The 26,975-nt window shown below is 65.1% G+C and carries 25 protein-coding genes; 14 read left to right on the plus strand and 11 right to left on the minus strand.

The genetic code is table 11. The features are described 5' to 3' along the window. Positions 1-8: 8 nt before the first annotated feature. Complete coding sequence (locus S7S_RS07300; RefSeq protein WP_008739236.1) at positions 9-1,175, plus strand: acyl-CoA dehydrogenase; 1,167 nt, start codon at positions 9-11, stop codon at positions 1,173-1,175. A 13-nt stretch (positions 1,176-1,188) separates the two neighbouring features. Here S7S_RS07300 and S7S_RS07305 read toward each other — a convergent pair whose 3' ends face one another. After that, positions 1,189-1,629 (minus strand): acyl-CoA thioesterase, encoded by a 441-nt coding sequence (locus S7S_RS07305; protein ID WP_008739235.1) that lies wholly within the window; start codon positions 1,627-1,629, stop codon positions 1,189-1,191. Between the two features lie 2 nt (positions 1,630-1,631). Next, positions 1,632-2,783, minus strand: a complete 1,152-nt coding sequence (locus tag S7S_RS07310; RefSeq protein WP_008739234.1) for an iron-containing alcohol dehydrogenase — start codon at positions 2,781-2,783, stop codon at positions 1,632-1,634. Positions 2,784-3,062: 279 nt separating this feature from the next. On the opposite strand from S7S_RS07310, the gene S7S_RS07315 reads away from it, so the two are divergent. The 3 genes from S7S_RS07315 to S7S_RS07325 all read left to right on the plus strand — a co-directional run bounded on the left by S7S_RS07315 (position 3,063) and on the right by S7S_RS07325 (position 5,911). Further along, complete coding sequence (locus tag S7S_RS07315) at positions 3,063-3,401, plus strand: hypothetical protein (RefSeq protein ID WP_008739233.1); 339 nt, start codon at positions 3,063-3,065, stop codon at positions 3,399-3,401. Between the two features lie 196 nt (positions 3,402-3,597). Next, positions 3,598-5,136 (plus strand): transcriptional activator, encoded by a 1,539-nt coding sequence (locus tag S7S_RS07320; RefSeq protein WP_008739232.1) that lies wholly within the window; start codon positions 3,598-3,600, stop codon positions 5,134-5,136. Positions 5,137-5,410: 274 nt separating this feature from the next. Continuing rightward, the gene (locus S7S_RS07325) at positions 5,411-5,911 is read left to right on the plus strand and encodes a porin family protein (protein ID WP_008739231.1); all 501 of its coding nucleotides are present in this window, start codon (positions 5,411-5,413) and stop codon (positions 5,909-5,911) included. Between the two features lie 157 nt (positions 5,912-6,068). Here S7S_RS07325 and S7S_RS07330 read toward each other — a convergent pair whose 3' ends face one another. From S7S_RS07330 to S7S_RS07340, 3 genes are all read right to left on the minus strand, one after another. Then, entirely contained in the window at positions 6,069-7,949 is a 1,881-nt protein-coding gene (locus S7S_RS07330) for a sensor histidine kinase (protein WP_008739230.1), read from the minus strand. After that, positions 7,946-8,623: a response regulator gene (locus S7S_RS07335; protein ID WP_008739229.1), complete on the minus strand. Its 678-nt coding sequence runs from the start codon at positions 8,621-8,623 to the stop codon at positions 7,946-7,948. Before S7S_RS07335 ends, S7S_RS07330 begins: the two co-directional genes overlap by 4 nt. Before the next feature lie 143 nt (positions 8,624-8,766). Further along, the gene (locus tag S7S_RS07340) at positions 8,767-11,232 is read right to left on the minus strand and encodes an acyl-CoA dehydrogenase (protein ID WP_008739228.1); all 2,466 of its coding nucleotides are present in this window, start codon (positions 11,230-11,232) and stop codon (positions 8,767-8,769) included. Between the two features lie 163 nt (positions 11,233-11,395). On the opposite strand from S7S_RS07340, the gene S7S_RS07345 reads away from it, so the two are divergent. Then, a complete protein-coding gene (locus S7S_RS07345) occupies positions 11,396-12,280 on the plus strand; it encodes a tetratricopeptide repeat protein (RefSeq protein WP_008739227.1) in 885 nt (294 codons plus the stop codon). 152 nt (positions 12,281-12,432) lie between these two features. Next, positions 12,433-12,819 (plus strand): SCP2 sterol-binding domain-containing protein, encoded by a 387-nt coding sequence (locus S7S_RS07350; protein WP_008739226.1) that lies wholly within the window; start codon positions 12,433-12,435, stop codon positions 12,817-12,819. Positions 12,820-12,874: 55 nt separating this feature from the next. Here S7S_RS07350 and S7S_RS07355 read toward each other — a convergent pair whose 3' ends face one another. Continuing rightward, the gene (locus tag S7S_RS07355) at positions 12,875-13,852 is read right to left on the minus strand and encodes a GlxA family transcriptional regulator (protein ID WP_008739225.1); all 978 of its coding nucleotides are present in this window, start codon (positions 13,850-13,852) and stop codon (positions 12,875-12,877) included. Between the two features lie 97 nt (positions 13,853-13,949). Here S7S_RS07355 and S7S_RS07360 point away from each other — a divergent pair, with 97 nt between their 5' ends. The 4 genes from S7S_RS07360 (at position 13,950) to S7S_RS07375 (ending at position 18,079) form a co-directional block, all read left to right on the plus strand. Beyond that, entirely contained in the window at positions 13,950-14,771 is an 822-nt protein-coding gene (locus S7S_RS07360; RefSeq protein ID WP_008739224.1) for a dienelactone hydrolase family protein, read from the plus strand. 81 nt (positions 14,772-14,852) lie between these two features. Then, positions 14,853-15,230 carry a YbaN family protein gene (locus S7S_RS07365; RefSeq protein ID WP_008739223.1) on the plus strand — a complete coding sequence of 126 codons (378 nt, stop codon included), beginning with the start codon at positions 14,853-14,855 and terminating at the stop codon, positions 15,228-15,230. Between the two features lie 315 nt (positions 15,231-15,545). Beyond that, positions 15,546-15,878: a DMT family transporter gene (locus S7S_RS07370; RefSeq protein ID WP_008739222.1), complete on the plus strand. Its 333-nt coding sequence runs from the start codon at positions 15,546-15,548 to the stop codon at positions 15,876-15,878. 44 nt (positions 15,879-15,922) lie between these two features. Continuing rightward, entirely contained in the window at positions 15,923-18,079 is a 2,157-nt protein-coding gene (locus tag S7S_RS07375) for an acetyl-CoA hydrolase/transferase C-terminal domain-containing protein (RefSeq protein ID WP_041025966.1), read from the plus strand. A 16-nt stretch (positions 18,080-18,095) separates the two neighbouring features. Here the strand turns inward: S7S_RS07375 and S7S_RS07380 are convergent, their stop codons facing one another. The 5 genes from S7S_RS07380 to S7S_RS07400 are packed head-to-tail and all read right to left on the minus strand — an operon-like array spanning position 18,096 to position 22,795. Further along, a complete protein-coding gene (locus tag S7S_RS07380; protein WP_008739220.1) occupies positions 18,096-19,586 on the minus strand; it encodes a protein adenylyltransferase SelO family protein in 1,491 nt (496 codons plus the stop codon). A gap of 57 nt (positions 19,587-19,643) precedes the next feature. Beyond that, positions 19,644-20,213 (minus strand): DUF4282 domain-containing protein, encoded by a 570-nt coding sequence (locus S7S_RS07385; protein ID WP_008739219.1) that lies wholly within the window; start codon positions 20,211-20,213, stop codon positions 19,644-19,646. Continuing rightward, complete coding sequence (locus S7S_RS07390) at positions 20,207-21,247, minus strand: DUF2804 domain-containing protein (protein ID WP_008739218.1); 1,041 nt, start codon at positions 21,245-21,247, stop codon at positions 20,207-20,209. Before S7S_RS07390 ends, S7S_RS07385 begins: the two co-directional genes overlap by 7 nt. A gap of 14 nt (positions 21,248-21,261) precedes the next feature. Further along, positions 21,262-22,074 carry a DUF1853 family protein gene (locus S7S_RS18825; protein WP_008739217.1) on the minus strand — a complete coding sequence of 271 codons (813 nt, stop codon included), beginning with the start codon at positions 22,072-22,074 and terminating at the stop codon, positions 21,262-21,264. Positions 22,075-22,114: 40 nt separating this feature from the next. Then, positions 22,115-22,795: a hypothetical protein gene (locus S7S_RS07400; protein WP_008739215.1), complete on the minus strand. Its 681-nt coding sequence runs from the start codon at positions 22,793-22,795 to the stop codon at positions 22,115-22,117. Positions 22,796-22,976: 181 nt separating this feature from the next. On the opposite strand from S7S_RS07400, the gene S7S_RS07405 reads away from it, so the two are divergent. From S7S_RS07405 to S7S_RS07420, 4 genes are all read left to right on the plus strand, one after another. Next, a complete protein-coding gene (locus tag S7S_RS07405) occupies positions 22,977-23,453 on the plus strand; it encodes a type III secretion system chaperone family protein (RefSeq protein ID WP_035205650.1) in 477 nt (158 codons plus the stop codon). A gap of 36 nt (positions 23,454-23,489) precedes the next feature. Next, positions 23,490-24,161, plus strand: a complete 672-nt coding sequence (locus S7S_RS07410) for a 2OG-Fe(II) oxygenase (RefSeq protein ID WP_008739211.1) — start codon at positions 23,490-23,492, stop codon at positions 24,159-24,161. Then, complete coding sequence (locus S7S_RS07415; protein WP_041025967.1) at positions 24,140-26,221, plus strand: hypothetical protein; 2,082 nt, start codon at positions 24,140-24,142, stop codon at positions 26,219-26,221. Before S7S_RS07410 ends, S7S_RS07415 begins: the two co-directional genes overlap by 22 nt. A 190-nt stretch (positions 26,222-26,411) precedes the next feature. Then, positions 26,412-26,855 (plus strand): Hsp20 family protein, encoded by a 444-nt coding sequence (locus S7S_RS07420; protein WP_008735600.1) that lies wholly within the window; start codon positions 26,412-26,414, stop codon positions 26,853-26,855. The last annotated feature ends 120 nt before the right edge of the window (positions 26,856-26,975 follow it).

A 26,975-nucleotide genomic window follows, 5' to 3' on the forward strand; every position in this document is an offset into this window, starting at 1 on the left:
GAGACACCATGCAATCCTTTCGCTGGGATGATGCCCTGCTGCTGGAGCAGCAGCTCACCGACGACGAGCGCCAAGTGCGCGACAGCGCCCGTGCCTTCTGCCAGGACCGGCTGATGCCGCGCGTGCTGCGCGCCCACCGCGAGGAAATCTTTGAGCGCGAGATCATGACCGAGATGGGTGCCCAGGGGTTGCTGGGCGCCACGGTGGCGGCGCAGTACGGTGGCGCTGGCGTCAATCATGTCAGCTATGGCCTGCTGGCGCGGGAAGTGGAACGGGTGGATTCCGGTTATCGCTCGGCCATGAGTGTGCAGTCGTCACTGGTGATGTTCCCGATCGAGACGTTTGGTGACGAGGCGCTGCGCCAGCGTTGCCTGCCCAAACTGGCCAGTGGCGAATGGATCGGCTGCTTCGGATTGACGGAGCCGGACCACGGTTCCGATCCGGGCGGCATGACCACGCGCGCGGAAGCGGTGGACGGTGGTTATCGGCTCAATGGCACCAAGACCTGGATCACCAATTCGCCGCTGGCTGACCTGGCGGTTGTGTGGGCAAAGCTCGATGGCCGCATCACCGGCTTTGTGGTCGAGCGCGGTACGCCCGGTTTCAGCACGCCGAAGATCGAGGGCAAGTTGTCCCTGCGTGCCTCCGTCACCGGACAGATCGTGCTGGAGGATGCCTTTGTGCCGGCGGAAAACCGTTTGCACGTCGAGGGCCTGAAAGGCCCGTTCAGTTGCCTGAACAAGGCGCGCTACGGCATCAGCTGGGGCGCGCTGGGCGCGGCGGAATTCTGCTGGCATGCGGCACGGCAATACACGCTCGACCGGCATCAATTTGACCGGCCGCTGGCGGCCACGCAACTGGTGCAGCGCAAGCTGGCCGACATGCAGACGGAGATCACGCTGGGATTACAGGGCTGCCTGCGTCTGGGCCGGTTGATGGATGCAGGCGACTGGGCGCCGGAAATGGTGTCGCTGCTGAAGCGCAACAACTGCGGCAAGGCGCTGGACATTGCCCGCCAGGCGCGCGACATGCACGGCGGCAACGGTATTTCGGATGAATACCATGTGATGCGCCATCTGATGAATCTGGAGGCGGTGAATACCTACGAAGGCACGCACGACGTGCATGCCCTGATCCTGGGCCGTGCGCAGACGGGTTTGCAGGCGTTTGCCTGAAGGCGCGACGGCGCTACCCGCTCTGCGACAGGCTGGCCAGGGCGGTGCGCAACGGTTCGGGGATGGGCACCGGCCGGCGCGTGCTGCGGTCCACGAACACATGGGTAAAAAAACCTTCCGCAGCGGCCTCATCGACGCCATCACGGAAAATCGCCAGCCCGTATTCCACCGATGAATTGCCCAGCCGGTTGACGCGCAGGCCGCCGGCGAGAATGTCCGGGTATGCCAGGGCAGCGTGATAACGGCAGCCGGAACTCACCACCAGCCCGATCACGCTGCCCTGATGAATATCCAGCCCGCCTTCGTGAATCAGAAAGTGATTCGCAACGGAATCGAAATAGCTGTAGTAAGTCACGTTGTTGACGTGGCCATAGACATCGTTGTCGTGCCAGCGCGTGGTGATCGGGGTGAAGTAGCGGTAGTCGGCGCGGGTGCCGCGTTGTGTGTCGTTCATGGTTACCAGGCTGCCTTGTAGATGGCGAGGGCGTCGTCTTCCGTCACCGTGCGCGGATTGTTCACCAGCAGGCGCTGTTGCAGCATGGCGTCGGCGGCCAGCCGGCCGAGAGCGGATTCCGGAATATCCAGTTCGCGCAGGCGAGTGGGCAACGCAAGCCGCACGGCCAGTTCTTCCAGATAGTCGATCATCCGTTCGGCTGCGTCGTCAGCGTGGCCTTCGTTCTGCGGCAGGATAATGCCGGCCAGTTCGGTGTACTCGTGCCGTGCGCTCTCCAGGTTGAAGCGCAGCACATGCGGCAGCACCAGGGAATTACTCAGCCCGTGCGGGATGTGATAGATGCCGCCGAGCGGGTAGGCCAGCGCGTGCACGGCGGCCACCGGGGCATTGGCGAAGGCCTGGCCGGCAAGCATGGCCCCGAGCAGCATCTGGCTGCGGGCGGTTTCGTCCTCGCCGGTCTGCACGGCGGCTTCGATATGGCGGGCCAGCAGGTGAAGGGCCTCGCGGGCCAGCATGTCGGAATAGGGGTTCTTGCGGTGTTTGCTGGTGTAGGCCTCAATGGCGTGCACCATCGCATCGATGCCGGTGGCGGCGGTGACCGCCGGCGGCAGGCCCAGGGTCAGGCGGGCATCCAGCACGGCGATATCCGGCAGCAATTGTGGCGCCACGACACCCTGCTTGGTGGTTTCGCCGGTGGTGACGATGGCGATCGGTGTCACCTCCGAGCCGGTGCCGGCGGTGGTCGGTACCTGGATCAGCGGCAGGCGCTTGCCCTGGGCGTTGCCGACCCCATATACGTCCTGCAGCCGCTGGCCATTATTGAGCAGCAGGGCGACCAGCTTGGCGGTGTCCATGGCGCTGCCGCCGCCGAAGCCGATCACGCCGTCGCACTGGCCGTCACGGGCCTGCGCGAGCGCATCCAGCACTACGGCTTCCGGCGGGTCAGCGACCACATCGCTGAACAGGGTGACGGACAGGCCGGCCGAGCGCAGATGCTCAAGCACCGGGGTCAGCAGGCCGCTGCCGAGGATGCCACCGTCGGTGACCACGCACGGGCGCTGCATGCCCAGCGAGGCGGCGATCTCCGCCAGCCGGTCGCTGGCGCCGGGTTCACAGATCAGGCTTTGCGTGGTGCTGAAGGTAAAGGGTGTCATGGCGGTGCTCCCTGGCGTTGGCGACGCCGGTCATGCCGGGTGAATGGCGTGATGACAGGCGCCGCACATGGTAAACCATCCTGTCAGCGGCTGTGAGTTGCCGCGCGGACAGGGAACACGGGGCAGGGTGACCTGTCTCAGAAGACAGTGACAAACTGATATCGCGCGGGGACCGGCCCGCAGAGGTTCCCTAGTGCAGATGCCGCAGGCATCTGCCGCCAATGCCTGCCGCAGGACGGCACGGTGATCGTTCTAGACCACAGGAAACAGGTTCCCGAGATGAATCATCTGGAAGGAAATGCCCCGGCCAATCCGTTGGTCCGTGTGGTGGCGGCGATCAGTGCCGCCGTGTTGCTGGCGGCGTCGCTGTTTGTTGGCGCCTTCGTGTTTCTGATCGTGCTCGGCATTGTCGCGGTGCTGGTGCTGGTGTTTGCGATCCGCTTCTGGCGCTTCCGGCGCCAGATCCGGGCCGCGATGGAACAGGCCCGTGCCCAGGCGGAAGCCATGCAGCGTGCTGCAAGGGAAGGGCGTGCTGCGGATCCGTTCGCCGGACAGGACCCGTTTCAGCCGCCGCCGCGTGGCAATGTGATTGATGGCGAATATCGCCGCGAGGACTGATGGCACGACAGTGGCGTACTGGCGTGCAGACTGGCATGCTGGCAAGATGCCTTGCCCGGGGCGTGTTCGGGCGGGGCAGTGTGGGGAACCTGCGGGATCGCAGGTGATACGGACAGGCGCCGCGTGCTCCGGACAGCTGGCCGCTGCATGGCCAGCCCGAGGATAGCCTGTCCTGTTTCCGGCCAGGGATGTAGCCGTGTCAGTTGTTGCTTTTGTACCCGACAACGATGATTTCTTTCGCGATCCGCTGGCCGCCGCGCGGCAGGCGGAGGTGCCGTTTCGTCTGTCCCATTCCCAACCTTCACCGAATCTCGCCTCAAGCTGGCAATTGCTGTGCCGGGCCGTGCACGGCCGCATCCTGTCGCTGTCGGAGTTCTCCGGCTTTGACACACTGATCCGTTTTGTCGAACGCCATCAGCGCGTGTTCAGCGAGCAGCCGAACAACCTGCCCGTGCAGATACGCGAAGAGGTGCAGGTCGCCATGTTCGGCATGCTGGTGTTTCGCCAGCCGGGCCATGCACGCATCGGCGAGTACGCGCAGCGCTGCGAACGTATTGTTGATCAGCACGGCTACACCTACGTGCGCCTGACCGCTGCCAACTATCTGGTGCTGTATCACATCTGGCGCGGCGACCTGCTTGCCGCAGAAGCACTGCGCCAGCGCATGGCGCCATTGCGGATGAGTACCCGCGAACCGCACGCGTTGCTGATCAGCTATTCCATCGATGCCATGGTGCGGCGGTTGTTCCTGGATTTTGACGCCTGCGAAGCGGCGGTGACGGCGGGCCTGGCGCTGGCCGTGGAAAGTGGCGTGCATGTGTGGGATTCGCATTTCCACATGCAGCGCGCCTACCTGTCGCTGAGCCGCAACAATCTGCGCCAGGCCGCTGCGCAACTGGACGACATGCGTGGCAGCGCGCCGCCGACGCATCATCTGGACCGCGCCGGCTACCATTTTTGCCGTGCCTGGTGTTGCTGCGCCGCCGGCAATATGCCAGAGGCGCTGTCCAACGCGCGGCAGGCTGTGCAACGTGCCAGGCGCGCCGGCGCGGTATTTCCGATTGCAGTGACGCGCATGGGGCTGGCGCAGTTGCATCTGGAGCGCGGGTTGCCGCATCTGGCGCTGTGGCAGATGGGCCGCGTGGGACTCACCGGCCGCAGCATGGCGTCGATTGGCGTACCGTTTGCGCAGGGGCTGGTGCGCGCACATCTGGCGCTGAAGTTCGGATTGCGTCGCCAGGCGGCTGTGTTGCTGCGCAGCACCCTGCGGCTGGGGCGCGAACAGCAGTATCTGAATTTTCCCTGGTGGCGCAATGACGCGATGTCCGAACTTTGCGCGCTGGCACTGGAAAAGAATGTGGAACCGGATTACGTGCAGCGCCTGATTTATGCACGCCGCCTGGCACCACCCCGTGGCCTGTCCCCGCCTGGCTGGCGCAAGCCGTTGCGCGTCCGTGCCGCAGACCCGTTGCCCTTGCAACTTGACGGGGCACCGTTGTTGTTGCCGCCGGAGGAGACGACCCTGCTTGTCGCACTGGCCGAGGCGGAAGGCGCCATGCCAGTGATGCAGGCCGTGAACCGGCTCTGGCCGGAAGGGCCGGCGGACGGCATGGCGCGCCTGCACGGGCTGGTGTCGGGCTTGCGCCAGCGTCTCGGCAGCGAACAGATGCTGCGCTGTGACGGCGAAACACTCAGCCTGGATTCCGGGCTGGTGGAGCTCGATGCGGTGGCCTGATTTTTGTTGAGAATTATTCTTGTTACTGATAGTTTGCCCTCAGCCTGTCAGGCCGAGGCAACTTCCCGCGCCATGTCCCGGTGAACACCTGTCCGCCCGATAACGCGCTTATGGCGATAATGCCGTCCCGTCGAGGTGACAGGGTTGGCAAATTCATCGTCTGCGTGTACCGCCTGACGGGACGTCTTTTGGCGCTGTCCCCGCTTTTGGTTATGCTGGTCGGGCTGCCCGGCCCGGGCGCTGTATGCATCATGGATCAAGGAGAGAATGAACAATGAAAAGAACCCTGTGTGCTCTGATGATGGCAAGCGCGAGCGGCTTGGCAATCGCCGACTCCACGCCCTATTTTGGCGTGCAGTATGGCTATCTGGACTTTGAGCGGGGCGCGGTGAAGGAAGCTTCCCTGGATGCACTGTCGCTGCGTGGCGGCCTGGAGATCAATGAACTGCTGAGCGGGGAAGTGCGTCTTGGCACCGGCCTGTTCGACGACGACTACCGTGGCATTGATGCCGAAATGAATTACTTCTATGGCGTTTACGCTGTAGTGAATCTGCCCACCGGCGGCAAGCTGGACCCGTACCTGATTGGTGGTTACAGCTATGTGGATTCCTCCGTCGGCAATGAAGATTACCGCGACGACGGCGCCGCCTACGGTGCCGGCCTGAACTGGGAGATGGACGACCAGTCCGCGTTGACGCTGGAATATCTCAAGCTGGTGGACAACGATTTCAGCAAGCAGAACGTGGTATCGGTGGGCATGGTGTATCGCTTCTGATCGCTGACCACCGGATGCAGGAACACGCTTCCCCTGAACCGCCCCCAGGCGCTGTATCGACAGCCCTTGGGGGTGGTGCACAACCCGAACACCCGCATCACAACACTGGCTGGCCGGTTCGCTGACCTGGGGCGCATGGTCATTGCGTGCGCTGCTGTTATCGGCCCTGCAGTGGCAGCCTGGCTTCCAGCACCGTCGCACCGGGGCGCGAATGCAGCGTCAGCGTACCGCCCATGCGCTCTGCCCGTGCCCGCATGCTGTCGAGGCCAATGCCCAGGCTGGCACCCTGTAACGCCTCCACATCAAACCCGATGCCGTCGTCCCCGACGCGCAACACCAGAAAATGTTCCTGCTGTTGCAGTGTGACCTGCGCGTGGTGTGCCCGGCTGTGCTTGACGACATTGGTCAGCGCTTCTTCTGCCAGGCGGGCAAGCAGCAGGCATTGCAGTGCGCTGGGCGGCGCCTGCCAGCTATCGGGGACACACCAGCTCATGCCGATGCCCAGCGCATCGCACAGATTGGCGAAGCGGTAACGCAATGGCGCCGCCCACTCCGCCGGTGTCGCGGGGGCTGATGCCGTGGCGCTGGCGCCACTGTCAATGACCTGGCGCAAGTCATCGCGCAGCAGCTTGAGCATCGATATAAAGCGTTCGTTCTGCAGTGGTGCGTCATTCTGTTCGATGACCATGATGGAGCGCACGATCTGTCCGCCGAGCCCGTCATGCAGATCGTGGGCCAGCTGCAGTCGCTCCTGCAGGCGGGAATTGTGGATGGCGAGCTGGTGCTCTTTCGCCAGGGTGCGGCTCAGGTCGGCACAGGCCTGATCGACGGCGTTGCTGAGTTCCTGATTGAAACGTTCGATGCGCCGGGCATTGCGCGCCACGCGTGTGCCCAGCAGGACTGCGGCCATCACCATGAACAGCAGGCAGGTATAGGGGGTAAGGGCGTGGTCGCTTTTCAGCACGCCCGACAGCACCAGGATGTCGCGTACGGCAATGGCGATCAGCAGCAGAAAGCTCGCCGCCACCACATAGTGTTCTGGCTGCCGGCGGCGCAATGCCTGCCAGATGATGTACAGAATATTGAGCAGCAGGATCAGCGTGCTGAGGTGGCCGGCCAGTTGCAGGGATGACCAGCCGGGCACCAGTACAATCATGCCGAGCACAACGAGGCCCAGCACGCCGAGGGCTTTCTCCAGCCAGGCGGGGTGGTGCAGCGCCAGCAGGCGCCACGTAAACACGCAGAAACTGGCGATGAACAGTGCGTAGGCCAGATGGTTGGCGCGCGCAACCGCTTCAGTGCTGGTGAAGGGCCAGGCTTCGGTGGCGAGGGTATTGATGCCGAACAGTACCCAGCAGATGCTGGTCAGGGCGTAGTAGCCGAACACCCTGTGGGCCGGAAAGGCCAGCCAGACAAATAACGCCAGGGTGCCGAGCACTGCCGAGACGGTCAGGTTGATGACGGACAGGGTGCGCGTGCGCCAGAGTTCCCGCAGATACAGTGCCTGCATGGCGTCCTGATCGCCGATACTGACCCGGCCGAGCCCCGGCGTCTGGGCAGCGACACCGGCCACGCGCACCCACACGATGTCGTCAGTGGCGGCGGTGTCGGGCAGTACCCAGTAACGCGGACTGTTCCAGGAACGGGACAGTGGCTCGGTAAGGTGGCGATCGCGCCAGAGCAGGCTGTCGTTAATGAACACTTCGCCTGCCATGATCAGATAGTGGATGACGAGCGCGCTGGCGGGGGCTGTTCCAGGGCACGGACGCTGCAGTTGAAGGCGGTACCAGACACTGCCGTCATGCTCTGGCCAGCGCAGGCTCCAGTTGTCAGGCAGTGTAACGGCCTGCCAGCCATCCACCGGGCGGCCCTGGCCGCTGTCGCGCGCGGCCATCACCGAAGCGATGTGCGGCGTGCAGTCAGCGTTTGCAGTGCCGGGCTGCACCATCAGCCACAGCGGCAGTGTGCTCAGTGCTGCCCAGCAGAGCGCTGCCCGGCAGAGCGCTGCCCGGTGCCATGTCGTTGCCGGTGGCTTCATCCGTCCAGCAATCCGCGCGAGCGCGCTTCGCTGATGGCGCGGATGCGGGACGACACTGCCAGCTTGCGGTAGATGTGCTTCACATGGGATTCGACGGTGTAGCGCGAGATGTGCAGGCGCTCGGCGATTTCGCGGTTCGACAGTCCGTCGGCCACCAGCAGCAGCACTTCGCCCTCACGCGTACTCAGCGTGGCGTCGTCGGAAACGGGGGGCGCGCGGTACAGTTCACCAATCAGGCGGCGGGCAATGAACGGATCGATCGGTGCACCGCCACGCAGCACGCTGCGGATCGACAGGGAGACCTCCAGGTCGTCGCGTTCCTTCAGCAGATAACCCGTCGCACCGGCGCGCAGCGCCGCCATGATGGCGTCTTCCGTACTCCAGGCAGAAATCACTAGAATGCCCATGGCCGGGTCGGCCGCACGCAGTTCGGCGATCAGCTCGGTGCCATGGCCATCGGGCAGGCCGAGATCGACCAGCGCCAGTGCCGTGCACTGCGCTGCCTGGTGCTGGCGTGCCTCGGCCAGTGAGGCCGCGTGGCACAGCATGTCGGGGCGGTAGCCCACTTGCAGCAATATCCGTTCCAGGCGGCGCCGGATCAGCGGATCGTCTTCCACGATCAGGACCGGGGACGGCAGGGCGGGCTCTGCGGTCAGGGAGGGGGGAGTATCCATGTCGGCTCGAAGCAGGTAGGTGCAACAAGCCGTGCAGTATGCAGAACAACGGCAGGCTGGCCTATCCCTGGGTACAGGGATTCGGCATGGACGGACAGGCGGCGGCCGGGTGCTGTCCACCCGGCCGCGTACTGCCTGCGGTGTTAAGCTGCCTCGCCTTCGTCGTCCGCCGGTGCCTGTGATTGCCGGAAGAATTCCGGTTCAAAGGCATCGGTCAGCAGGCAGTCGTAGCGCATCGCGTCGTACGCCAGCAGTGCCTGGACGTCGCTGTCGCGGATGATGCCCTGGGCGGCGGCGGAACCGAGCTGCTCGGTCATGCTGCGGCCTTCCAGCTTGCCGCGGCTGTGTGCCTTGAGATAGGCCTGCCAGGCGTCGTCCACTTCCAGCAGTTTGCGGTAGGTGGTTTCCAGCCGGCCGAGCGCGTCTTTCGGGTCGGTGCTGATATAGGTGAAGCTGCCGAGCGTCTCGCGCACCGAGGTGGGCTCCATGATCAGGTCGCCCAGCTCGCGGATCAGTTCGTCGTCGGGCGCATGGATCACGCGGCCGATCGGGAAGGCGACCCATTTCACCAGCCAGGCCGGCACTCGTGCAGGGAAGTTGCGGTAGAACTCGTACAGTGCTTCCTGGGCCAGATGGAAGGCGCGGGTCAGTGCGTATTCCGCGTGGGCATCGTTGGCGCGGTCGCTGGGTTGTGCGGCGTGGAATTTCAGAATCGCGGAAGCCATCAGCAACTGGCTGTGGGCGTCGCCCAGGCGTGCGGACAACAGTTCGCGACGCTTGAGGTCGCCGCCCAGGATCGCCAGCGCGGTATCCGCCGTCACCGACAGGATGGTGCTGAAGCGATTCAGCAACTGGAACCAGCGGCGGCTGAAATCGTCGGCGTTGTCAGGCACGTCGGAAAAGCGTGCGCCGGTCAGGCCCTGCACCAGCATGCGCGCCACCCGGCTCAGTGTGTAGCCGGCGTGCCGGAAGAACAGCGGATCGAAATCCTGCAGCCCCTGTGCGCTGTCCTCGGCGGTCAGCGTTTGCAGTTCTTCGTACAGGTACGGGTGGCAGCGCATGGAACCCTGGCCGAAGATCATCAGCGAGCGGGTCAGGATGTTCGCACCTTCCACCGTGATGGCGATCGGGATCGACTGATACGGCAGCGCCATGAAATTACGCGGCCCAAGCTGGATGGCGCGGCCACCGCCGATATCCATGCCGTGGTTGATCAGCACGCGCATCATTTCCGTGGCGTGATACTTCGCCATCGACGTCATGACCGAGGGAATGCCATCTTCCAGGCCCTTGGTGACGAAATGGCGCTGGGCTTCCAGTGTGTAGGCCAGCGCGGCGATTTCCGCCGAGGCTTCCTGCACGCCCTCGAACTTGCCCACTTCCACATTGAACTGGCGGCGAATGCGCGAAAAGGCGCCGACACTGCGGTATCCGACTTCACCGCTGGCGGTGGCCAGGGCCGGCAGCGAGATGCCACGGCCGGCACCCAGGCATTCGATCAGCATGCGCCAGCCTTTGCCGGCCATGTCCGGGCCGCCGATAATCCAGTCCACCGGGATAAACACGTCCTTGCCGGTGACCGGGCCGTTCATGAACGGGGCGCCCGGGTAGTGGCGGCGACCGGTTTCCACACCGGGATGGCTGGCAGGGATCAGGGCGCAGGTAATGCCGTAGTCTGTTTTCGACGGGTCACCGAGCAGGCCGTCCGGGTCTTCCAGCTTGAACGCCAGGCCCACCACGGTGGCGACCGGCGCCAGCGTGATCCAGCGCTTGGAAAAATTCAGTCGCAGCCCGATCACTTCCTTGCCGTCGTGTTCGCCCTTGCAGACCACGCCGATATCCGGAATGGCACCGGCGTCGGAGCCGGCTTCCGGCCCGGTCAGGCCGAAGCAGGGCAGTTCCTTCCCGGCGGCCAGCCCCGGCAGCCAGTGCTGTTTCTGTTCATCGGTGCCGTACTTCATCAGCAGCTCGCCCGGGCCGAGCGAATTCGGCACCATGGCGGTCACAGCGGCGGTCAGCGAGCGCGAGGCGATCTTGCTCATCACGCGGCTCTGCGCATACGGGCTGAACTCACGCCCGCCATATTCGCGTGGAATGATCAGGCCAAAAAAGCCCTTGTCGCGCAGGAACTGCCACACCGGTTGCGGCAGATCTTTCAGCTCGTGGTGAATGCGCCACTCATCGAGCATGCTGCACAGTTCTTCCACCTCGTTGTCGATAAAGGACTGCTCGTCGCGGGTCAGCGTCGGCAGCGAAATGCCGCTGTACATCTGCCAGTCCGGCTTGCCGCAGAACAGTTCTTTTTCCCACCAGGTGGAACCGGCCTCCAGCGCTTCACGCTCGGTGTCGCTGATGCTGGGCATGGTCTTGCTCAGCAGCCCGTATACCGGCTTGCTGATCAGGTTCATGCGCAGTGCGGGTACGTTCAGTACCGCCAGCACGATCACCAGGGGAATCAGCAACAAGGGGTGCCATAAAGCGGGAGCGATGATCCCGAGGGCCAGCCAGGCGCCAGCAAACAGTGCGGAGCCGGTGCGCAGCGAAACCTCGAAATAGAACAGGGCGCACAGCACCGCAAGCAGGATCAGGGCAGTAACGAACAAAGTCATAACCAGCTCCTGTCATCGGAAGGATGCCACGATGGTAGACCAGTGCCGGCCGGAATGGGTGAAAAAGGCGTAAAACCGGCGCTGAATTGTTCGACTTCCTGGTCATGCTTCCGCTGCTGAGAATGACGTACAATCGCGCCAGTGCGAACAACGAGGGCCTGACGTGCAAGCTGAACAGTTCATTATCGATGTCACCGAACACAACCTGACCGAAGTGCTGGAAGCCTCCCGGCGCATGCCCGTGATCGTCGACTTCTGGGCCGACTGGTGTCAGCCGTGCCAGCAAATGGCGCCGGTGCTGGAGAAGATCGTCCGCGAGCAGGCCGGCCGTGTGTTGCTGGCGAAGGTCAATGCGGACCAGCAGCAGGTCATTGCCGGGCAGTTCGGCGTGCGCAGCCTGCCGACGCTGAAGCTGGTGTACCAGGGACAACTGGTGGCCGAGCTCAGCGGCCTGCAAACCGAGGCCGCGCTGCGGCAATGGCTGGCGCCGGTGCTGGGCAACCCGGAGGAAGACGAGGCCGCGCAGGAAGAAGCCTTTCTGGAGCAGGTGCGCGGCGCCATCGCAGCGGGCCACGGCGAACAGGCGGAAGCCGTGCTGCGGCAGACACTGGCGCAGGAACCGGATCGCCATTCCCTGCGTGCGCTGCTGGTGGAATATCTGCTGGGCGACGGTCGGGTTCAGGACGCGCAATCGGTGCTGGCCGAAGTGGCGGAGGATGTCGACACCCTGCGCCCCTTCCGTGCGCGCTTTGCACTGCTGGAAGAATTTGCCGAGGCTCCGGTGCCACTGAGCGAACTGGCACGCCAGATCGACCAGCCCGAGAGCCCGGAAAAACAGGCGGCTGCGTTGTACACCTACGGCTTGCAGGCCGCCGCCGCAGGGCAGTTTCGGGACGGGCTGGAAGCCTTGTTGCGGCTGTTGCGTGATCACCCCGGCTACCGCGAGGGTGTGGCCCGCGCGGCCCTGCTGAAAGTGTTCGACTGCCTGCCGAAAGGCGATCCGCTGGCCAGCGAGTACCGCCGCAAGATGTTCAATTATCTCTACTGAACGGGGTGACCGGAGGCGCAGCGCGACTGGCCTGTCCGGCTATTGCCTGCCGCGCTGGCCTTCTATAAGGTACGGAGACTTTCGAACGCTCGTTTGAATGCCATGCCGGATGGATCACCCATTGGGCCTATAAAACACCAAGGAGAAGAGAGATGAGCAGCGAATTTCTGTCTGACGAGTGGTTTGCCAAGGTTCAAGAGCTGCGTGCGCAGGCCGGCGACATCGAAGCCCCGGCGGCACTGGCCGACCTAGTGATCAATATTACGGTCAACACCGGCGACGGTGAAAAGCAGATGGCACTGGTGGGTGGCATGATCGAGCAGGGCCACCGCGACGGCGCGCCGACCACCCTGATCCTGCCGGCTGACCTGGCCAAGCGCATCTTCATCGAAGGCGACCAGTCTGCAGGCATGCAGGGCTTCATGAGCGGCCAGATCCGCATCGAAGGCGACATGAGCAAGCTGATGGCGCTGCAAACCGCCCAGCCGACGGCTGCCCAGAAAGACCTGATGAAGCAGATCCACGCGATCACCGCCTGATCGGCGCGCGTGACAGACGCCAGACCCTCCGGGACTGGCGATGCAAAAGGCCCCTTTACGGGGCTTTTTTGTTGCCTGCACGAAAATGACTCGGGGTGGCGCCAGTGGCCTTGCGCACCAGCCGTCGCAGCGCGGTGGCGTCGTGATAACCGACCTGCGCGGCAATCTGCTCGATGCTCAGGCGGCTGGATTCCAGTAACCGCCGTGCACGGTTCAGGCGCACGCTCTGCACCAGCGCCAGCACGCCCTGACCGGTCGCCGCGCGCACATGCCGTGACAGCGTGCGGCTGGACATGGCCTGTTCTGCGGCCAGCGTGGCCACGTCCGGTGGCTGCGGCAGTGACGCCTCAATGCGTCGGGTCAGTTGCCTGATCAGTTCATTCCCCTGCGCCAGCATCGACGGCACCACGAACGGTGATTGCGCCTCTCGCGCATCGAGCAACAGCAGCCGTGCCACGCGTTCCGCCAGTGCCGTGCCAAAGCGGCTGCGCAACAGATGCAGCATCATGTCCGATTGCGCCAGCGCGGCGCCAGCGGTGCACAGCGGGCCGTCCACGCACACCATCTGTTCTGCGGCGACCTCACACGCCGGCGCCTGCTGTCGCAGGTGGCCGGCCAGCCACCAGGAGGTGGTGGCACGCCGGCCTGTGAGCAGGCCGGTGTGCTGCAACAGGAAAACCGCCGAGCAGGAGGCCGCCACCGCGCCGCCGCGTGCGGCATGGCGGCGCAGGGCCTCACTGGCGCGCCGGGCATCGTCCTGTTGCAGGCGCACGGTGAGCGCTTGCGGCTGGTCCACGCCCAGGCCGGGAATGATCCAGGTGCTGCGGTCCGCGCGGGCGGGCAGGGTGCGTGTGGCCAGTTGCAGGCCGCTGCTGAGCGGCACGGTGCCGGCGGTGGGCGAGACCACGCGCCAGCGCGGCTGCGGCGTATTGAGATGCGGGGCGATGGCGGCGGCGGCCTGAAGCATGTCCAGCGTCACGGCCACGCTGCTGGCATAGGCGCCGGGCAGTACCAGCACGGTAAAATCGGTCATGTCTGAAAACGCCTGAAAGATGTCATAACGGACGCTGGCAGGCTAACCCCGTGGCGGCTGCAATACCAGTCACCGACCAACAGGGGAACACACTGCCATGCCGCACACTGCACGCCATCAAGACGATCCACTGACTGATTTCACACCGCGCCGGGTCACCCTCAACGAGGCCACCAAGGTGGTTCATGTGGCCGGCACCGGGCCGGCGGTCATCGTGATGACGGAAATGCCCGGCATCAGCCCGGAGGTGGCGCGCTTCAGCCGCTGGGTGCGTGATGCCGGGTTTACCGTCTACATGCCGTCGCTGTTTGGTCGGGACGGCGCCGTGCCGGACGCGGAGGAGGGCAAGGCAGTGTTCCAGCGCGCCTGTGTCAGCGCCGAGTTCCACGCCTTCGCCATGAACCGTTCCAGCCCGGTGACGCAATGGCTGCGGGCGCTGGCCCGGCAGGCCCACGCAGAATGTGGCGGGCCGGGCGTGGGGGCCATCGGCATGTGTTTCACCGGCAATTTCGCCCTCAGCATGATGCTGGAGCAGGCGGTGCTGGCGCCGGTACTGTCGCAGCCGACCCTGCCGCTGGATGACCCCGCCGGGCTGGAGATCGCGCCGGAGGAACTGGCCGCCGTGCGCGAGCGGCTGGAGCAGGAAGACCTGACCGTGATGGCCTATCGCTTCGAGGGCGACCGCTTCTGCCGTGCGCAACGCTTCGCGGCCTACCGGCAGGCACTGGGCGAGCGCTTTATCGCGCGCGTGCTGCCGGATGATGCAGCCCGGCGTGAGGGGCTGTCGCCATTTTTTGAACAGGTGGTGGCCAGCCCGCACAGTGTGGTGACCGCGCACCTGATCGATGAAGCCGGCCAGCCGACCCGGGCGGCGCGCGACGAGATTCTGGCGTTCTTCCGCCAGCGCCTGGCGTGCTGAGCTGTCTGCCGCCCGGTTGGCCGGGGCTGTTACACTGGCGTGCAGGAAGGCCACCCGGTGGTGGCCGGGAGAAGCGCGCTGATGCTGATTCGTGTCTGCTGGCGAATACTGGCCCTGATGTTCGTGGGCCTGGGGCTGATCGGCGTGGTGGTGCCCGGTATGCCGACCACGGTGTTCATGCTGCTCGGTGCCTGGGCCGCTGCACGCGGCTGGCCGGCGCTGCATGACTGGCTGCTGGCCCACCCGCGCTTCGGCCCGCCGATTCGGGACTGGCGGGAGCATGGTGTGGTGCCGCGCCGGGCCAAGTGGCTGGCGCTGCTGATGATGACCGCCAGCGTGCTGTTGCTGGCGCTGTCTGCGGCGCCGCTCTGGGTGAAATGGGGCGTGCCGCCGGTGATGGCGGTGGTGCTGGTCTGGCTCTGGTCGCGGCCGGAGGCGCCGATCGGCCTGCGCGGGTAACCGGGCAGCCACGCCGGGTGGCGGGCTGGCGCAGTCCCGGATGACATCATTCTGTCCCTGCGAGGGAAAATCATGTTATTGTGATATCGCTCTGGCCCCGCCTGTGGGTCGGTCCCGATGCCGCTGTGCATCCTGACCGCGGTCGGTGATGCGGTATTGAGAACACAGTCTTTTCATGGTTTGTCTCTATGGTTTGTTAAGAAGGCTCCTGACCAGGGGCCTTTTTTTTGTCTGTTTTTTCTCTGCACTGCATTGCCGGTCAGGCCGGCGCTTCGGCATGCTTGCCGTGTCTGTTACCCGGGAAAGGAGCACGTGATGACGGCCTATGCGTTGCTTGGCCTGGCGATTGTCGCCGAGGTGATTGGCACCAGTGCGCTGAAAGCATCGGCCGGCTTTTCGCGGCTCGGGCCGAGCCTGCTGGTGGTGTGTGGTTACGGCGTGGCGTTTTATTGTCTGTCGCTGGTGATGCGCAGTATCCCGGTCGGCATCGCCTATGCAATCTGGTCGGGCGTGGGTATCGTACTGATCGTTGCGGTCAGCGCGGTGATGTTCCGGCAGATCCCGGACTGGCCGGCACTGCTGGGCATTGGCCTGATCATGGCCGGGGTGCTGGTGATCAATCTGTATTCGAACATGGCGGCGCACTGACGCGCCGGCCTGCAGGTTTCATTTCGACAACAAGGGAGTCAGGCATGGAGTCAGGCAGACGTGTAGCGTCGGTGGACGAGGCCGTGGAAGAAGTGATCCGGCGCACCGGCGGTGATATCCGTCTTGGCATGCCACTCGGGCTGGGCAAGCCCAATCAGTTCGTCAATGCGCTCTACCGCCGCGCAGCGGCGGACCCTGCTGTTTCGCTGACGATTTATACCGCCCTGTCGCTGGGCAAGCCGGCCGCCGGCAGTGATCTGGAAGCGCGTTTTCTGAATCCGTTCGCCGAGCGTGTATTCGGTGATTATGAGGAACTGGATTATCTCAAGGCCGTGCGCCGCAATGCGCTGCCGCCGAATATTCGTGTGTGCGAGTTTTTCTTCCAGCCCGGCAGCCTGCTTGGCAGCGACACCGCGCAACAGCAGTACATCAGCAGCAACTACACGCATGTGGCGCGCGACCTGAATGCGGCCGGGGTGAACGTGGCCGCGCAATTGGTGGCGGTGCGCGCCGACGCACCGGACAGGCTCAGCCTGGCCTGCAACCCGGAAGTGTCGCTGGATTTGCTGCCGATGCTGATGGCCCGGCGCGATGCCGGCGAAACCATTATCGCTGTGGCGCAGGTGCATCCGGATTTGCCCTTTATGGGCAATGATGCCGAGGTGGAGGCGTCGCTGTTCGATCTGGTGATCGAGGCGCCGGGCACTGACACGCGGCTGTTCAGCACACCAAACATGCCGGTGGCCCTGCAGGACCATCTGGTGGGCCTGAATGCCAGCACGCTGGTCCGGGATGGCGGTCTGTTGCAGATCGGTATTGGCGCGCTGGGTGATGCGCTGGTGCATCACACGTTGCTGCGTGAGCACCACAATGACCTGTATCGCGAACTGCTGGGTGAATTCGGCCTGCAACAGTTTGCCGAACTGATTCGCCGCGAAGGCGGCTGCGCGCCGTTTGGGCAGGGCCTGTACGGGTGCAGTGAAATGTTCACCCACGGCCTGATGTCGCTGGTGGATGGCGGTGTGATCCGGCGCCGTGTGTACGACGACGAATGTGTGCAGGCGCTGATCAACCAGGGCGTGCTGTCACCGGAGGCATCGCTGGACAGCCTGGATGCGTTGCGCGAGGCCGGTGTGCTGGATGACGTGCTGGATGACGGCACCCTGGGCTGGCTGCAATCGCTTGGCCTGATGCCGGACGCGGCGCGGCTGGAGCAAGGCCGGCTGCTGCTGGGCAGCGAAGCGCTTGCCAATGACTTGTCTGCCACCGGCACCCGCGCCGCCATCGGTGCACGCATCGGCGGCCCGCTGCGCGGCGGTACGTTGATGCATGGCGGGTTTTTCCTCGGCCCGGCGGCGTTCTACCAGCGTCTGCGTGAACTGCCGGCGGAACAGGCTGCAGCCATCAACATGACGCATATCAGTTTTATCAACCAGCTTTATGGCGACGAGCCGCTCAAGCGCCTGCAACGGCGTGACGCGCGTTTTATCAACACGGCGTTCACGGCCACCGCGCTGGGTGCAGCGGTGTCCGATCAGCTTGAAGACGGCCGCGTGCTGTCCGGTGTCGGCGGGCAGTACAACTTTGTCTGCCAGGCGCACGAGCTGGCGGGCGCGCGCAGTATCCTGCTGCTGCGGGCCTGGCGCGAGCGCGGCGGCGAAGCGGCCTCGAATATCGTCTGGTCCTACGGCCACACCACGATTCCGCGTCATCTGCGCGATATCTTTGTCACCGAATACGGCATTGCCGATGTGCGCGGTAAAACGGATGCCGAGGTGGTGGCGGCGATGGTGAATATTGCCGACAGCCGTTTTCAGGACGCGTTGCTGGACCAGGCGCGCAAGGCGGGCAAGATCGCTCAGGATTATCAGGTGCCGGAAGCGTTCCGCTACAACACCCCGGAACGGCTGGCGGAGCGGGCCGGGCGCTTTGACAAGGCGCGGGCGTTCCCGCAGTTTCCGCTGGGCTGTGATTTCACCGAGGTCGAGCAGCGCCTGCTGAATGCGCTGACCTGGCTGAAGCAGAAAGCGAGCAAGAAGGAATATCTGGAACTGGGCCGTCGGGCGCTGTGGCAGGAAGGTGATGAACAGCGTTTTGCGCCGCATCTTGAGCGCATGGGGCTGGCGGAGGCCGACGGCCTGCGCGAGCGGCTCTACCGGCGGCTGTTGCTGGCGGCGCTGGCCGCCACTCGCGAGGCATGATCGGGACAAGCGCCCGTCAGGACGAACAACTGATCTCCAGATGCCGCCCCCAGTCGGGCGGCAGTGCGGCATAGTCCTGCATGGCCGGCTGCTCGGCGAACGGTGTCCGCAGCAGCCGGTGCAGCCGCATCACTTCGCTGAAATCGCCGGCCTGTGCCTGCCGGATGGCGGTTTCGGCCAGATAATTCCGCAGTACATATTTCGGATTGGCGGCGCGCATGGCGGCGGCACGGGCATCGTCCTGGCTGTCTTCCTGCGCGAGCCGGTCGGCGTAGCGTTTTGACCAGTTGCGGAAGGCGACGGTGTCGCGGAATTCATCCTGTGCCGGTGTGGCCAGGCTGTGGCGATCAAACTCGCACAGGCCCCGGAAGCTGCGTGTGTAGTCGGCGCGGTCGGCGCTCATCAGGCCGAGCAGGTCGCCGATCAGTTCGGCGTCCTGCGGGTGTGGCTGGGCCAGCCCCAGGCGGGCGCGCAGCAGGGCCAGGTACTGGTTGTGGAAGGCGTCCTCGTATTCTTTCAGCGCGTCGACGAGATGTTCGCGGCGCATCAGGGTGGAAAACCCGTGCGCCAGGCAATTCAGATTCCACAGCCCGATTTCCGGCTGGCGGTTGAAGGCATAGCGGCCCTGCCAGTCGGAATGGTTGCAGATAAAACCCGGTTCAAACGCGTCCAGGAAACCGTACGGCCCGTAGTCGAAGGTTTCGCCAAGAATGCTCATGTTGTCGGAGTTCATCACGCCGTGGGCAAAGCCCGCGTTCTGCCAGCCGGCAATCATGTGGGCGGTGCGGTGTACCACGGTACGGAACAGTTCGCGTGCCGGGTTTTCGGCGTCGCGCAGGGCTGGCAGATGCAGGTCAATCACGTAATCGAGCAACTGCGGCAGCACGTCGAGCTGGTCGCTGTGATGCAGGTATTCGAAGTGACCGAAGCGCACATGGGTGCGCGCCACCCGCAACAGCATGGCGCCGGTCTCGCGGGTTTCGCGGTATACCGGCTCGTCGGAACCGATCACGCACAGGGCGCGGGTGGTGCTGATGCCGAGCGCAGCCAGTGCTTCGCTGGCGAGGAATTCGCGGATCGATGAACGCAGCACGGCGCGGCCATCGCCCATGCGCGAGAACGGCGTCTTGCCGGCGCCTTTCAGGTGCAGGTCGCGGCGTGAACCGTCCGGCAGTACCACTTCGCCCAGCAACAGGCCGCGGCCGTCGCCGAGGTCCGGGTTGTACACGCCGAACTGGTGGCCGGTGTATTTCTGTGCCAGCGGTGCCATGCCGGGCAGCAGCCGTTCACCGGAAAACGCCTCCAGCAGGGCGGTATCGCTGACCTCGTCTGGCGGCAATCCGATCAGCGCGAGGCAGTCGTCGCTGCGCGCGGCCAGGGTGCGGGGAGCGGCCAGTGGTTGCGGTGTCACGTCAGCATGCAGGCTGCCGGGCAGGGCGCGGTAACGGTTGTCGAACCGGAGCGTGTGCAGCGGATTCATGGATGAGGCAGGCTGGTCTGTGGGCATGCGCCCATCATCGCACATCGGGGCGGTGCGCCAACAGGCACGCCGCCCCGATGGAGATCATTCGGGGGGGCGTGGTGGCTTGCCGTTGCCGTTGTCGCTGCGCGGCGTGCTGTCGCCTTGCTCGGGGCGGCGGCGCGCGCCGTCCGGGACGCGCTGGCGCGGCTTGCCGGCGCCGGTCAGGGCGCGCCAGAACGGAATGCGGCGTGTCAGTGCGGCCATTTCATCCACGGAATCGCTGATGCCGGAGAGCCGGTCGACGGTATCGCGGATACCGACCAGTTCGTCCACGTGTTCGGAAATACGGAACACCACCATGTAGAATTCCAGCAGGGCGCGCAGCACCGAAGCCAGCACCAGAAACGTCAATGGCGCCGCGAATACCAGATAGAACAGCCCGCGCCAGGTGGACTGGAAAAAGGCCTCCACACACAGGTACAGCAGGCCGCAGCCGATGGCCACCAGCGCCAGCCCGTACACACCGGGAATGACCTGGATGATCATGTACTTGTCAAAACGGAAGTTGAACAGCTCGCGCCAGTACTGCACCACCCAGATAATGCCGAAGTGGAATTTTTCACGTGCGCTCTTGCGGGCCGGAGCGGTGTCGGCGTCTTTTGGGGTTACCATTTTGCGTACTGTTCCTCAACGAAACCGAACAGGTTCCGTACTGCGAGTGTTTCGCCATCGGCAAGACGAATTTCGCCAGTGAAGCGGCCAAACAGCTGATTGAAGTTGGTGGCGAACAGACCCAGGTTCAGGTGTTCGCGATGATTGCCTAGCGGCTCGAACGTCAGCGCCACCTGGCCGTCATTGCTGCGTACCTGCCAGGGCGCCAGCAGATTGTCACGCTGGTAGTCGAACACGGTGGTGTCGACCTTGATCAGCCGGTCATCCAGCCACAGGCAGTTCTCGGTAAAACTGGTTTCGTTGACGCCGCAGGAGAGATTCAGCCCGAGCCGGTGACCACCGGCATGGCCGCTCAGGCAGGCCCAGTTCCAGAAGGTTTCGCGGCGCATGTAGCCGGCGGAAAAGTCGTGATGGCCGCAGGCATGGAGATCGCTCAGTGACAGTGTGCTGCCGTCACGTTGCAATGTGCCGCTGACATCGACGCCAGCGACTTTATTGGCGTACACCCAACCGTTGACGCCGGTGCGCGTGCAGATCGACATCGGTTCATAGGCGGCGCTTTCGTCCATCTGCGCCTGCAATGTCAGCGATGGCAAGGTGACCGAAAGCGTCTTGCGCAGGCCGCCGTTGTGCGGCTGGTAACCCATGCGAATATCCACCCCCTGTTGCTGAAACACACTCTCGCCCTCGACCGGGGACGCCGACATGCGCAACGCGCGACTCATCGGCGAGCGCCAGGTGTGTTCCACCAGCCGGCCGGTCGCGGGCTCGAACAGATAGAAAAACGCGATGCCCATCCAGGCAGTGTCGGCCAGTGCGCAGCCGGCCAGCAGATCGTCGCTGATCACGCCAAAATACTGGAACTGTTTGTAATTGAAATGCCGGGCAAGACGGCTGGCCGGGCGGCCCATGGGCGTGCGGTAGTCGGCCTCGCGGCCGTTGATGTCTGCCACGCTGCCGGGAAACAGGCCGAAGGCCACCTGGCCGCGGGCATCAATCAGACGTGCGGTGTTGTTATCGGAATTATCAAACATGGTCGGGCCATTACTCAGGCGCGGCGGCTGACAACATCGAGCCAGCCGTCAGAGACAACAACGCCCGGCAGGTATGCGTGAGCCTGAGACTCGTACAACACCATGACCGGGCGGTCCTGTGCGTGAACATAGTCAATCAACCGGGGTGAGGCAAGCCAGTTCTGAGAATTGTTCGACAGCATTTTGATATCAAGCCAGTGCGATTTGGGAATCGGCAGAAAACGCCCTTCGCGCGGCACGGCGGACAGTGGCCACCAGGTGCCCCGCAGGTGATCGGGGTGGGCGCCAGCCGGTGGTGCCAGCAGACGGTCGTGAGGATAGAACAGCATGCCGCGGCTCAGCAGGTGCTGGCTGCGTGGGGTCGACAGCCCGAGCGCAGCCAGCCGGGCGCCGGTGGCCGGCCGGGCGAGCAGTGGAAACTGGTGGGTGCGCAGCCGGTGCAGGCGCCGGGCAAACTGGTCCCTCGGGTCGGGGCCGGGCCAGAACGTCTCGTCGACGCCGAGATAGAATTTCAGTGTCACTTCCCAGTGCATCAGCGTGTTGCCGTGTGACACCAGCAGATCCAGTTCGCCAAGTGTGCGCGTGCCATCGTGGATCGCCACATTGTGCGCGCGCAGGGTGAGAGCCGGTGTGCGGGTAATCCAGTCCTGTACATGACGCTCGAACAGCCGGCCCAGGCGGCGGTCGTTGTCGGCCGCCGGCAGCGCCGGGGCGCCGGCGGGCGCGAGCAGGGCACCGGCATCGCCGACACCGGGCAGGGCCGCGGTATCGATCAGGGCAGGCGCCAGACGCCATTGCGCGATGTTGTCGGGCCAGTAACACGCCATCAGCAGAACACTCGGCCGGGGGACGGCCGAGTATCGCATGTCACAGCGTGCGCAGCAGGCTGTGCATGTAGCGGGTGGCGTGCCCGACCTGTTCGCCCTTGAGGTCCGCGAACACTTTGCGGATCACGCCGTGGGTGGCCTTGCGGGTGGTATCCAGTGCGACGTCGGCCATCTTGCGCATGATCGGGCCGAAACCGAGCAGCTTGATCGGCTGCTCGAAGTACCAGTACAGCGCCACATCGGTGAGGGCGTGCAGGTATTCCACCAGCGCCGGGCGTGCCTGGTCCGGCTGGCCGGCCTCGCACAATGCCATGGCCTGCTCAAGGCGGCCGGCCAGGGTGTCTTCGATCGGGAACAGGACGTACCAGTCTTCGCTGCCGTCGTCCGCGGGGATCATGCGGCGCATCTGGTCCATATAGCGGGCCGTCTCGCGGTGCTGGGCGAGGTCGAGTTTTTTCGCCGCCCGGCTGACCACCAGCCGGGCCGCCTTGTTGATGGTGTCGGCGGCCAGCGTCACGCCACGCAGCATGCTGCCGCTGAGGCCGACCAGCTCTGCCGGGCGCAGGAAGAACACCGCCAGCGACTGGTCGAGGAAATCGGCCATGATCGATTCGATGGTGGCCGGTTCCAGCCGGGGCGCGGGCTCGCGCATGCGCTGGATAAAGCCGTCGGTGGTGCGGTGCAGGCGCTCGCTGGAGCGGAACGCGACGTAGTAGGCCATGCAGGCGGCTCCGTATTCTTGTTATGGTTCCTGTGTAGAAGGCGGCAGCCTACCGGGCTGGTGGCGCCACGCCAATGACCGCAATGGCCAGCGGCAGGGCGCATTCCTGTCACGCCGGTGCGCCCTTTCCTTTGCCCGGCGAATCATTGATCATTCGCCGCCAGTCAATTCGGAGAACGGCATGCTTCCACTTGTCACGCCCGATGCCGACCAGTTGCAGCGCTGGCTGCAGCAAGCGGGCATCGAGTTCTATATCTGCGACCAGTGCCACGGACTGCACCTGAGTGCCCTGCAGGCCCGCGAAGGGGTGGCCGAAGCACGGCTGTTCCTGGAAGAGGAAGGGGTGCTGATGAACGTCGAGCTGGAAGTGCGGCCGTCAAGCCTGTTTCTGGTGCAGGCGGACCTGGCGCGGCTCAACATGACGCTGCCGGTGCTGAAAATCTTTCTCGACGTGAACGACGAAACCCTGCCTCGCCTGATTGCCTGCGACCTGCTGTTGACCCGCAACGGCATCAGCACCGAGCAGTTCATCCATTTTGTGCAAGTCTGTGTGGACGCCTGCGATCAGTTGCTGGACGATTGCCAGCAGACTGATTGCCTGGCCTTGCCGGAAAGTCAGCGCGACGGTGGCCCGCCACCCCATAGCGCGCTGCATTGAGGCGAGCCTGTTTCCACCTGATGGCTGGGTACCTCCATGGAAGAATTGCTGCAACCGCCCCACGGCGGTGGTTTGGGACACGGCCCCCGGGATCGCATTGTCGATGGGCTGGCCACCCGGGGCTATGCAGTGGAGCCAGCCTATTTTTCCCCGGTCCTGGTACGCGCCCTGCGCCGCGAGGCGTTGCTGCGTGACCGCCAGGGCGGCTTCACCGAGGCCGCCATCGGGCGCAACGAACAACTGCAGCAGAACGAGCGCATCCGCCGGGACCGTACCTGCTGGCTGAACGGTTCCACGCTGGCGCAGGTGCGTCTGCTGGAGGAGATGGAACAGTTACGGCAGTTGATCAACTCGCGCCTGTTCCTCGGCCTGTTCGATCTGGAATCCCACTTCGCCATTTACGATCCCGGCGCTTATTACCGTCGCCACCTGGACGCCTTTCGCGGCGACAACCCACGCGTGGTATCGGTGGTGGTCTACCTCAACGCCCTGTGGACGCCCGCCGACGGTGGTTGCCTGCGGCTCTGGCCGCAGCCGGATGCCGTGCACCACGATCTGGACGTGGCGCCGCGCGCCGGCAGCCTGGTGTGCTTCCTCAGCGAGCAGATTCCCCACGAAGTGCTGCCCGCGCGTCACGACCGCCTCAGCATTGCCGGCTGGTTCCGGCGCAACACCAGCACGGGCGCATGGATCGATCCCTCGCGCTGATACTGCTGCTGGGCGCCATGCTGGCGTCACCGGGGCAGGCGGCACCGCTGTGTGCCGACCCCGGGGCCGAGGGCGTGGCCAGCCCCGGTGGCGTCATCAACCGCTATTTCGCTGCGCCGGACGGCGCGAGCCTGCAGGCCGGGCAGCGGGACATTCCGCTGGGCCCGGCGCGCGGCGTGGGCAACCTGCATCCCGGTGACCTGCTGTTGCTCTGGCAGGTACAGGGCGCGCAGATGATTGCCGCCAATGACCACCGTTATGGCGTTACCGCCTCGCAGGCCGGGCAGTTCGAGTGGCTGCGGGTGGAACAGGCAGGGCCGCAACGTGTGCGGGTGCGCGGTGCCGGGGTGGACGGCGGCCTGCTGCACGACTATCCCTTTCGCGAACCGCCGGGTGCCCGGCAGGTGACGGCTGCCGGCGCCGGGCCGGTGCCGACCCTGGCGCGCTGGCAACTGGTGCGTGTACCGCAATATGAGCAGGCGACGCTCGCTGGTGATCTCCGGCCCCTGCCCTGGGACGGGCAGTCCGGCGGGCTGCTGGCGCTGGATGTGCGCCGTGGCCTGCGGCTGGCCGGCTACTCACTGGATGCCGGCGGGGCAGGGTTTCGCGGTGGCGCCGGGCTGGCGCTGCACGGCGCACTGGCCACCGCCGGCGATTACCGCTACCCGGCACCGGGGCGCGCTGAACTGGCGGCCGGCTACGGCCAGCACGGCAGCAAGGGCGAAGGCTTCGCCGGCACGCCGCGCTGGGTATGGCAGGACGGCACGGTGCCCGATACCCGGCCCGAGGCAGACCGCCGGGGTGTTGGCGATGGCTACCCCGGCGGCAGCATGGCGCGCGGCGCGCCCGGTAACGCTGGCGGGGGTGGCAACAGCCCGCTGCAGGGCGGCGCCAGTGGCGGTGGCGGCGGGGCGGGCGGCGAACCGGGCCAGGCCGGCGGTGCGGACGGTGGCCTGGGAGGGGCGGCAGTCGCCGCTGGTCTGCCGGTGCTGATGCCGGGCGGTGGCGGCGGTGCCGGCAGCCCCGGCGGCGGCGTGCACAATGCGGCCAGCGGCGGGGCCGGGGGCGGCGTCATCGTGGTGCGGGCCGGACAGTTTCCCGTGGACGATACCGGCACCGTCAGTGTACGCGGTGCGGCGGGGCTGCCTGGAGCGGACGCCGCAGGTGGCGGTGGAGGGGGCGGCACCCTGCTGCTGATGGCCGGGGACGGCCAGCCGGTGCCCTGGCAACTGCAGTATGAAGGCGGCGCCGGCGGTAAGGCGCCCGCGCCTGGTGGCGCCGGTGGTGCGGGACGCCTGCCGGCTGTCGCGGGGGAGATGGGCGAGACCGGTGTGGCACCGGGGTTTGTCTGTCAGCCCGCCGGGACGCTGATCAGCGGCCGGATCGAGGCGCTGGCGCAACAGGGCCAGGCCGTCACGGGCCTGCCTGGCTGGCCGCTGCAGGTGACGGACGCGGCGGGCCGGCTACTGGCGGAGGCGGCCACCCAGGGCACCGGGGAGTTCCGTCTGCGCCTGCCGGAGCGTTACGCCGGCACCGACCTGCATGTGCGGGCGCCGGTGCCGATGGGCTGGCAACTGGCCGCCCGTGAACCGGCCCGATGGGTGGATGGCCAGGGCTGGCGACTGCCGGCCGGCACCGAAACCGCCTACACCGGCCTGCGCCTGCAACTGCTGCGCGAAGGCCGGCTCGAACCACCCCCGCCGCGTGTCGTGGCACCCGGCGCGACAGAGCTGCTGCCATTCCGTTACCAGGCCGGTTCGGACAGCCAGGTGCGTTTTCATTACGTGCCGCCGGCCGGGGCCGAGTGGCCACACGCCTTGCTGCTTGATCCGACCTGCCGGGGCGAGTCGCTCTACCAGGATCTCTCGCAAAGCCGCTGGCTCCCGGTCGAGGCAGGCGCTGCCGTCTGTGTCCGCCTGCGGCTGCGGGTGCCGCAGGACACCACGGCCGTCGAGGAGGCGCTGTTCACGTTGCAGGCGGAATCCCGCTCGCCGGCAACCGGCGTCACCCTGCCGCGCCAGGAAGCGTCGGTGCACGTGCTGGTCATCGGGCACGACTGACAATACCGCACGGTGCCGAAAAGTTTTCAGAAAACGCTTGAAAAATATTTTCCCGTCGCCACTTTCCTCATTGTGACAACCCGGCCGGTTGAAAACGTCACGTGTCTCATACCATTGTGCATAGCGTCGCGCGGGTGCCGCAGGGTTCGTTGTCGCGAACCGGGCCTGAGTGACGCGTATCGGAGGAGTTATGATGAACACCGAATTTTCCCTGGCGCCGCTGTTCCGTCACAGCGTAGGGTTTGACCGTTTCAACGAACTGCTGGATTCCGCATTGCGTGCGGACCAGTCCAGCACCTATCCCCCTTACGACATTGTCCGTGAAGGCGAAGACCGTTATCGCATCGTGATGGCCGTGGCCGGTTTTTCCCGCGACATGCTGCAGATCACCGCGCGCGAAAACCAGCTGACAGTGACCGGTCGCCAGAGCACGGAGAAGAACGTGAACCCGGAGCAATCCGGGCAGACCTGGCTGCACCGGGGCATCGCGCGCCGCAATTTCGAACGCAGTTTCCGCCTGGCCGATCATGTGCAGGTGGAAGGTGCCGAGATGCGCGATGGCCTGCTGGAAATTTCTCTGCGCCGCGTCGTGCCGGAAGCCAGCCGCCCGCGTCAGATCGAGATCGCCCACTGACGGCAGCCTGACAGGCAAAAGTTATCCTCAGCGCTCTGCGGCTGATAACCAATGGTTATCAGCCGTTTTTCTTTATGGCGAGAAAGTCTAGCCAGGCGCTTGCCCCTGTTTGCGCCCACG

The organism is Isoalcanivorax pacificus W11-5 (assembly GCF_000299335.2).
Lineage (GTDB): Bacteria > Pseudomonadota > Gammaproteobacteria > Pseudomonadales > Alcanivoracaceae > Isoalcanivorax > Isoalcanivorax pacificus.

What these genes read in the sequence shown, in the direction of transcription:
- S7S_RS07300 (WP_008739236.1), top strand. Translation starts at nt 9, where the DNA reads ATGCAATCCTTTCGCTGGGATGATGCCCTGCTGCTGGAGCAGCAGCTC.
- S7S_RS07305 (WP_008739235.1), bottom strand. Translation starts at nt 1,629, where the DNA reads ATGAACGACACACAACGCGGCACCCGCGCCGACTACCGCTACTTCACC.
- S7S_RS07310 (WP_008739234.1), bottom strand. Translation starts at nt 2,783, where the DNA reads ATGACACCCTTTACCTTCAGCACCACGCAAAGCCTGATCTGTGAACCC.
- S7S_RS07315 (WP_008739233.1), top strand. Translation starts at nt 3,063, where the DNA reads ATGAATCATCTGGAAGGAAATGCCCCGGCCAATCCGTTGGTCCGTGTG.
- S7S_RS07325 (WP_008739231.1), top strand. Translation starts at nt 5,411, where the DNA reads ATGAAAAGAACCCTGTGTGCTCTGATGATGGCAAGCGCGAGCGGCTTG.
- S7S_RS07330 (WP_008739230.1), bottom strand. Translation starts at nt 7,949, where the DNA reads ATGAAGCCACCGGCAACGACATGGCACCGGGCAGCGCTCTGCCGGGCA.
- S7S_RS07335 (WP_008739229.1), bottom strand. Translation starts at nt 8,623, where the DNA reads ATGGATACTCCCCCCTCCCTGACCGCAGAGCCCGCCCTGCCGTCCCCG.
- S7S_RS07340 (WP_008739228.1), bottom strand. Translation starts at nt 11,232, where the DNA reads ATGACTTTGTTCGTTACTGCCCTGATCCTGCTTGCGGTGCTGTGCGCC.
- S7S_RS07350 (WP_008739226.1), top strand. Translation starts at nt 12,433, where the DNA reads ATGAGCAGCGAATTTCTGTCTGACGAGTGGTTTGCCAAGGTTCAAGAG.
- S7S_RS07355 (WP_008739225.1), bottom strand. Translation starts at nt 13,852, where the DNA reads ATGACCGATTTTACCGTGCTGGTACTGCCCGGCGCCTATGCCAGCAGC.
- S7S_RS07360 (WP_008739224.1), top strand. Translation starts at nt 13,950, where the DNA reads ATGCCGCACACTGCACGCCATCAAGACGATCCACTGACTGATTTCACA.
- S7S_RS07365 (WP_008739223.1), top strand. Translation starts at nt 14,853, where the DNA reads ATGCTGATTCGTGTCTGCTGGCGAATACTGGCCCTGATGTTCGTGGGC.
- S7S_RS07370 (WP_008739222.1), top strand. Translation starts at nt 15,546, where the DNA reads ATGACGGCCTATGCGTTGCTTGGCCTGGCGATTGTCGCCGAGGTGATT.
- S7S_RS07375 (WP_041025966.1), top strand. Translation starts at nt 15,923, where the DNA reads ATGGAGTCAGGCAGACGTGTAGCGTCGGTGGACGAGGCCGTGGAAGAA.
- S7S_RS07380 (WP_008739220.1), bottom strand. Translation starts at nt 19,586, where the DNA reads ATGCCCACAGACCAGCCTGCCTCATCCATGAATCCGCTGCACACGCTC.
- S7S_RS07385 (WP_008739219.1), bottom strand. Translation starts at nt 20,213, where the DNA reads ATGGTAACCCCAAAAGACGCCGACACCGCTCCGGCCCGCAAGAGCGCA.
- S7S_RS07390 (WP_008739218.1), bottom strand. Translation starts at nt 21,247, where the DNA reads ATGTTTGATAATTCCGATAACAACACCGCACGTCTGATTGATGCCCGC.
- S7S_RS18825 (WP_008739217.1), bottom strand. Translation starts at nt 22,074, where the DNA reads ATGGCGTGTTACTGGCCCGACAACATCGCGCAATGGCGTCTGGCGCCT.
- S7S_RS07400 (WP_008739215.1), bottom strand. Translation starts at nt 22,795, where the DNA reads ATGGCCTACTACGTCGCGTTCCGCTCCAGCGAGCGCCTGCACCGCACC.
- S7S_RS07405 (WP_035205650.1), top strand. Translation starts at nt 22,977, where the DNA reads ATGCTTCCACTTGTCACGCCCGATGCCGACCAGTTGCAGCGCTGGCTG.
- S7S_RS07410 (WP_008739211.1), top strand. Translation starts at nt 23,490, where the DNA reads ATGGAAGAATTGCTGCAACCGCCCCACGGCGGTGGTTTGGGACACGGC.
- S7S_RS07415 (WP_041025967.1), top strand. Translation starts at nt 24,140, where the DNA reads ATGGATCGATCCCTCGCGCTGATACTGCTGCTGGGCGCCATGCTGGCG.
- S7S_RS07420 (WP_008735600.1), top strand. Translation starts at nt 26,412, where the DNA reads ATGATGAACACCGAATTTTCCCTGGCGCCGCTGTTCCGTCACAGCGTA.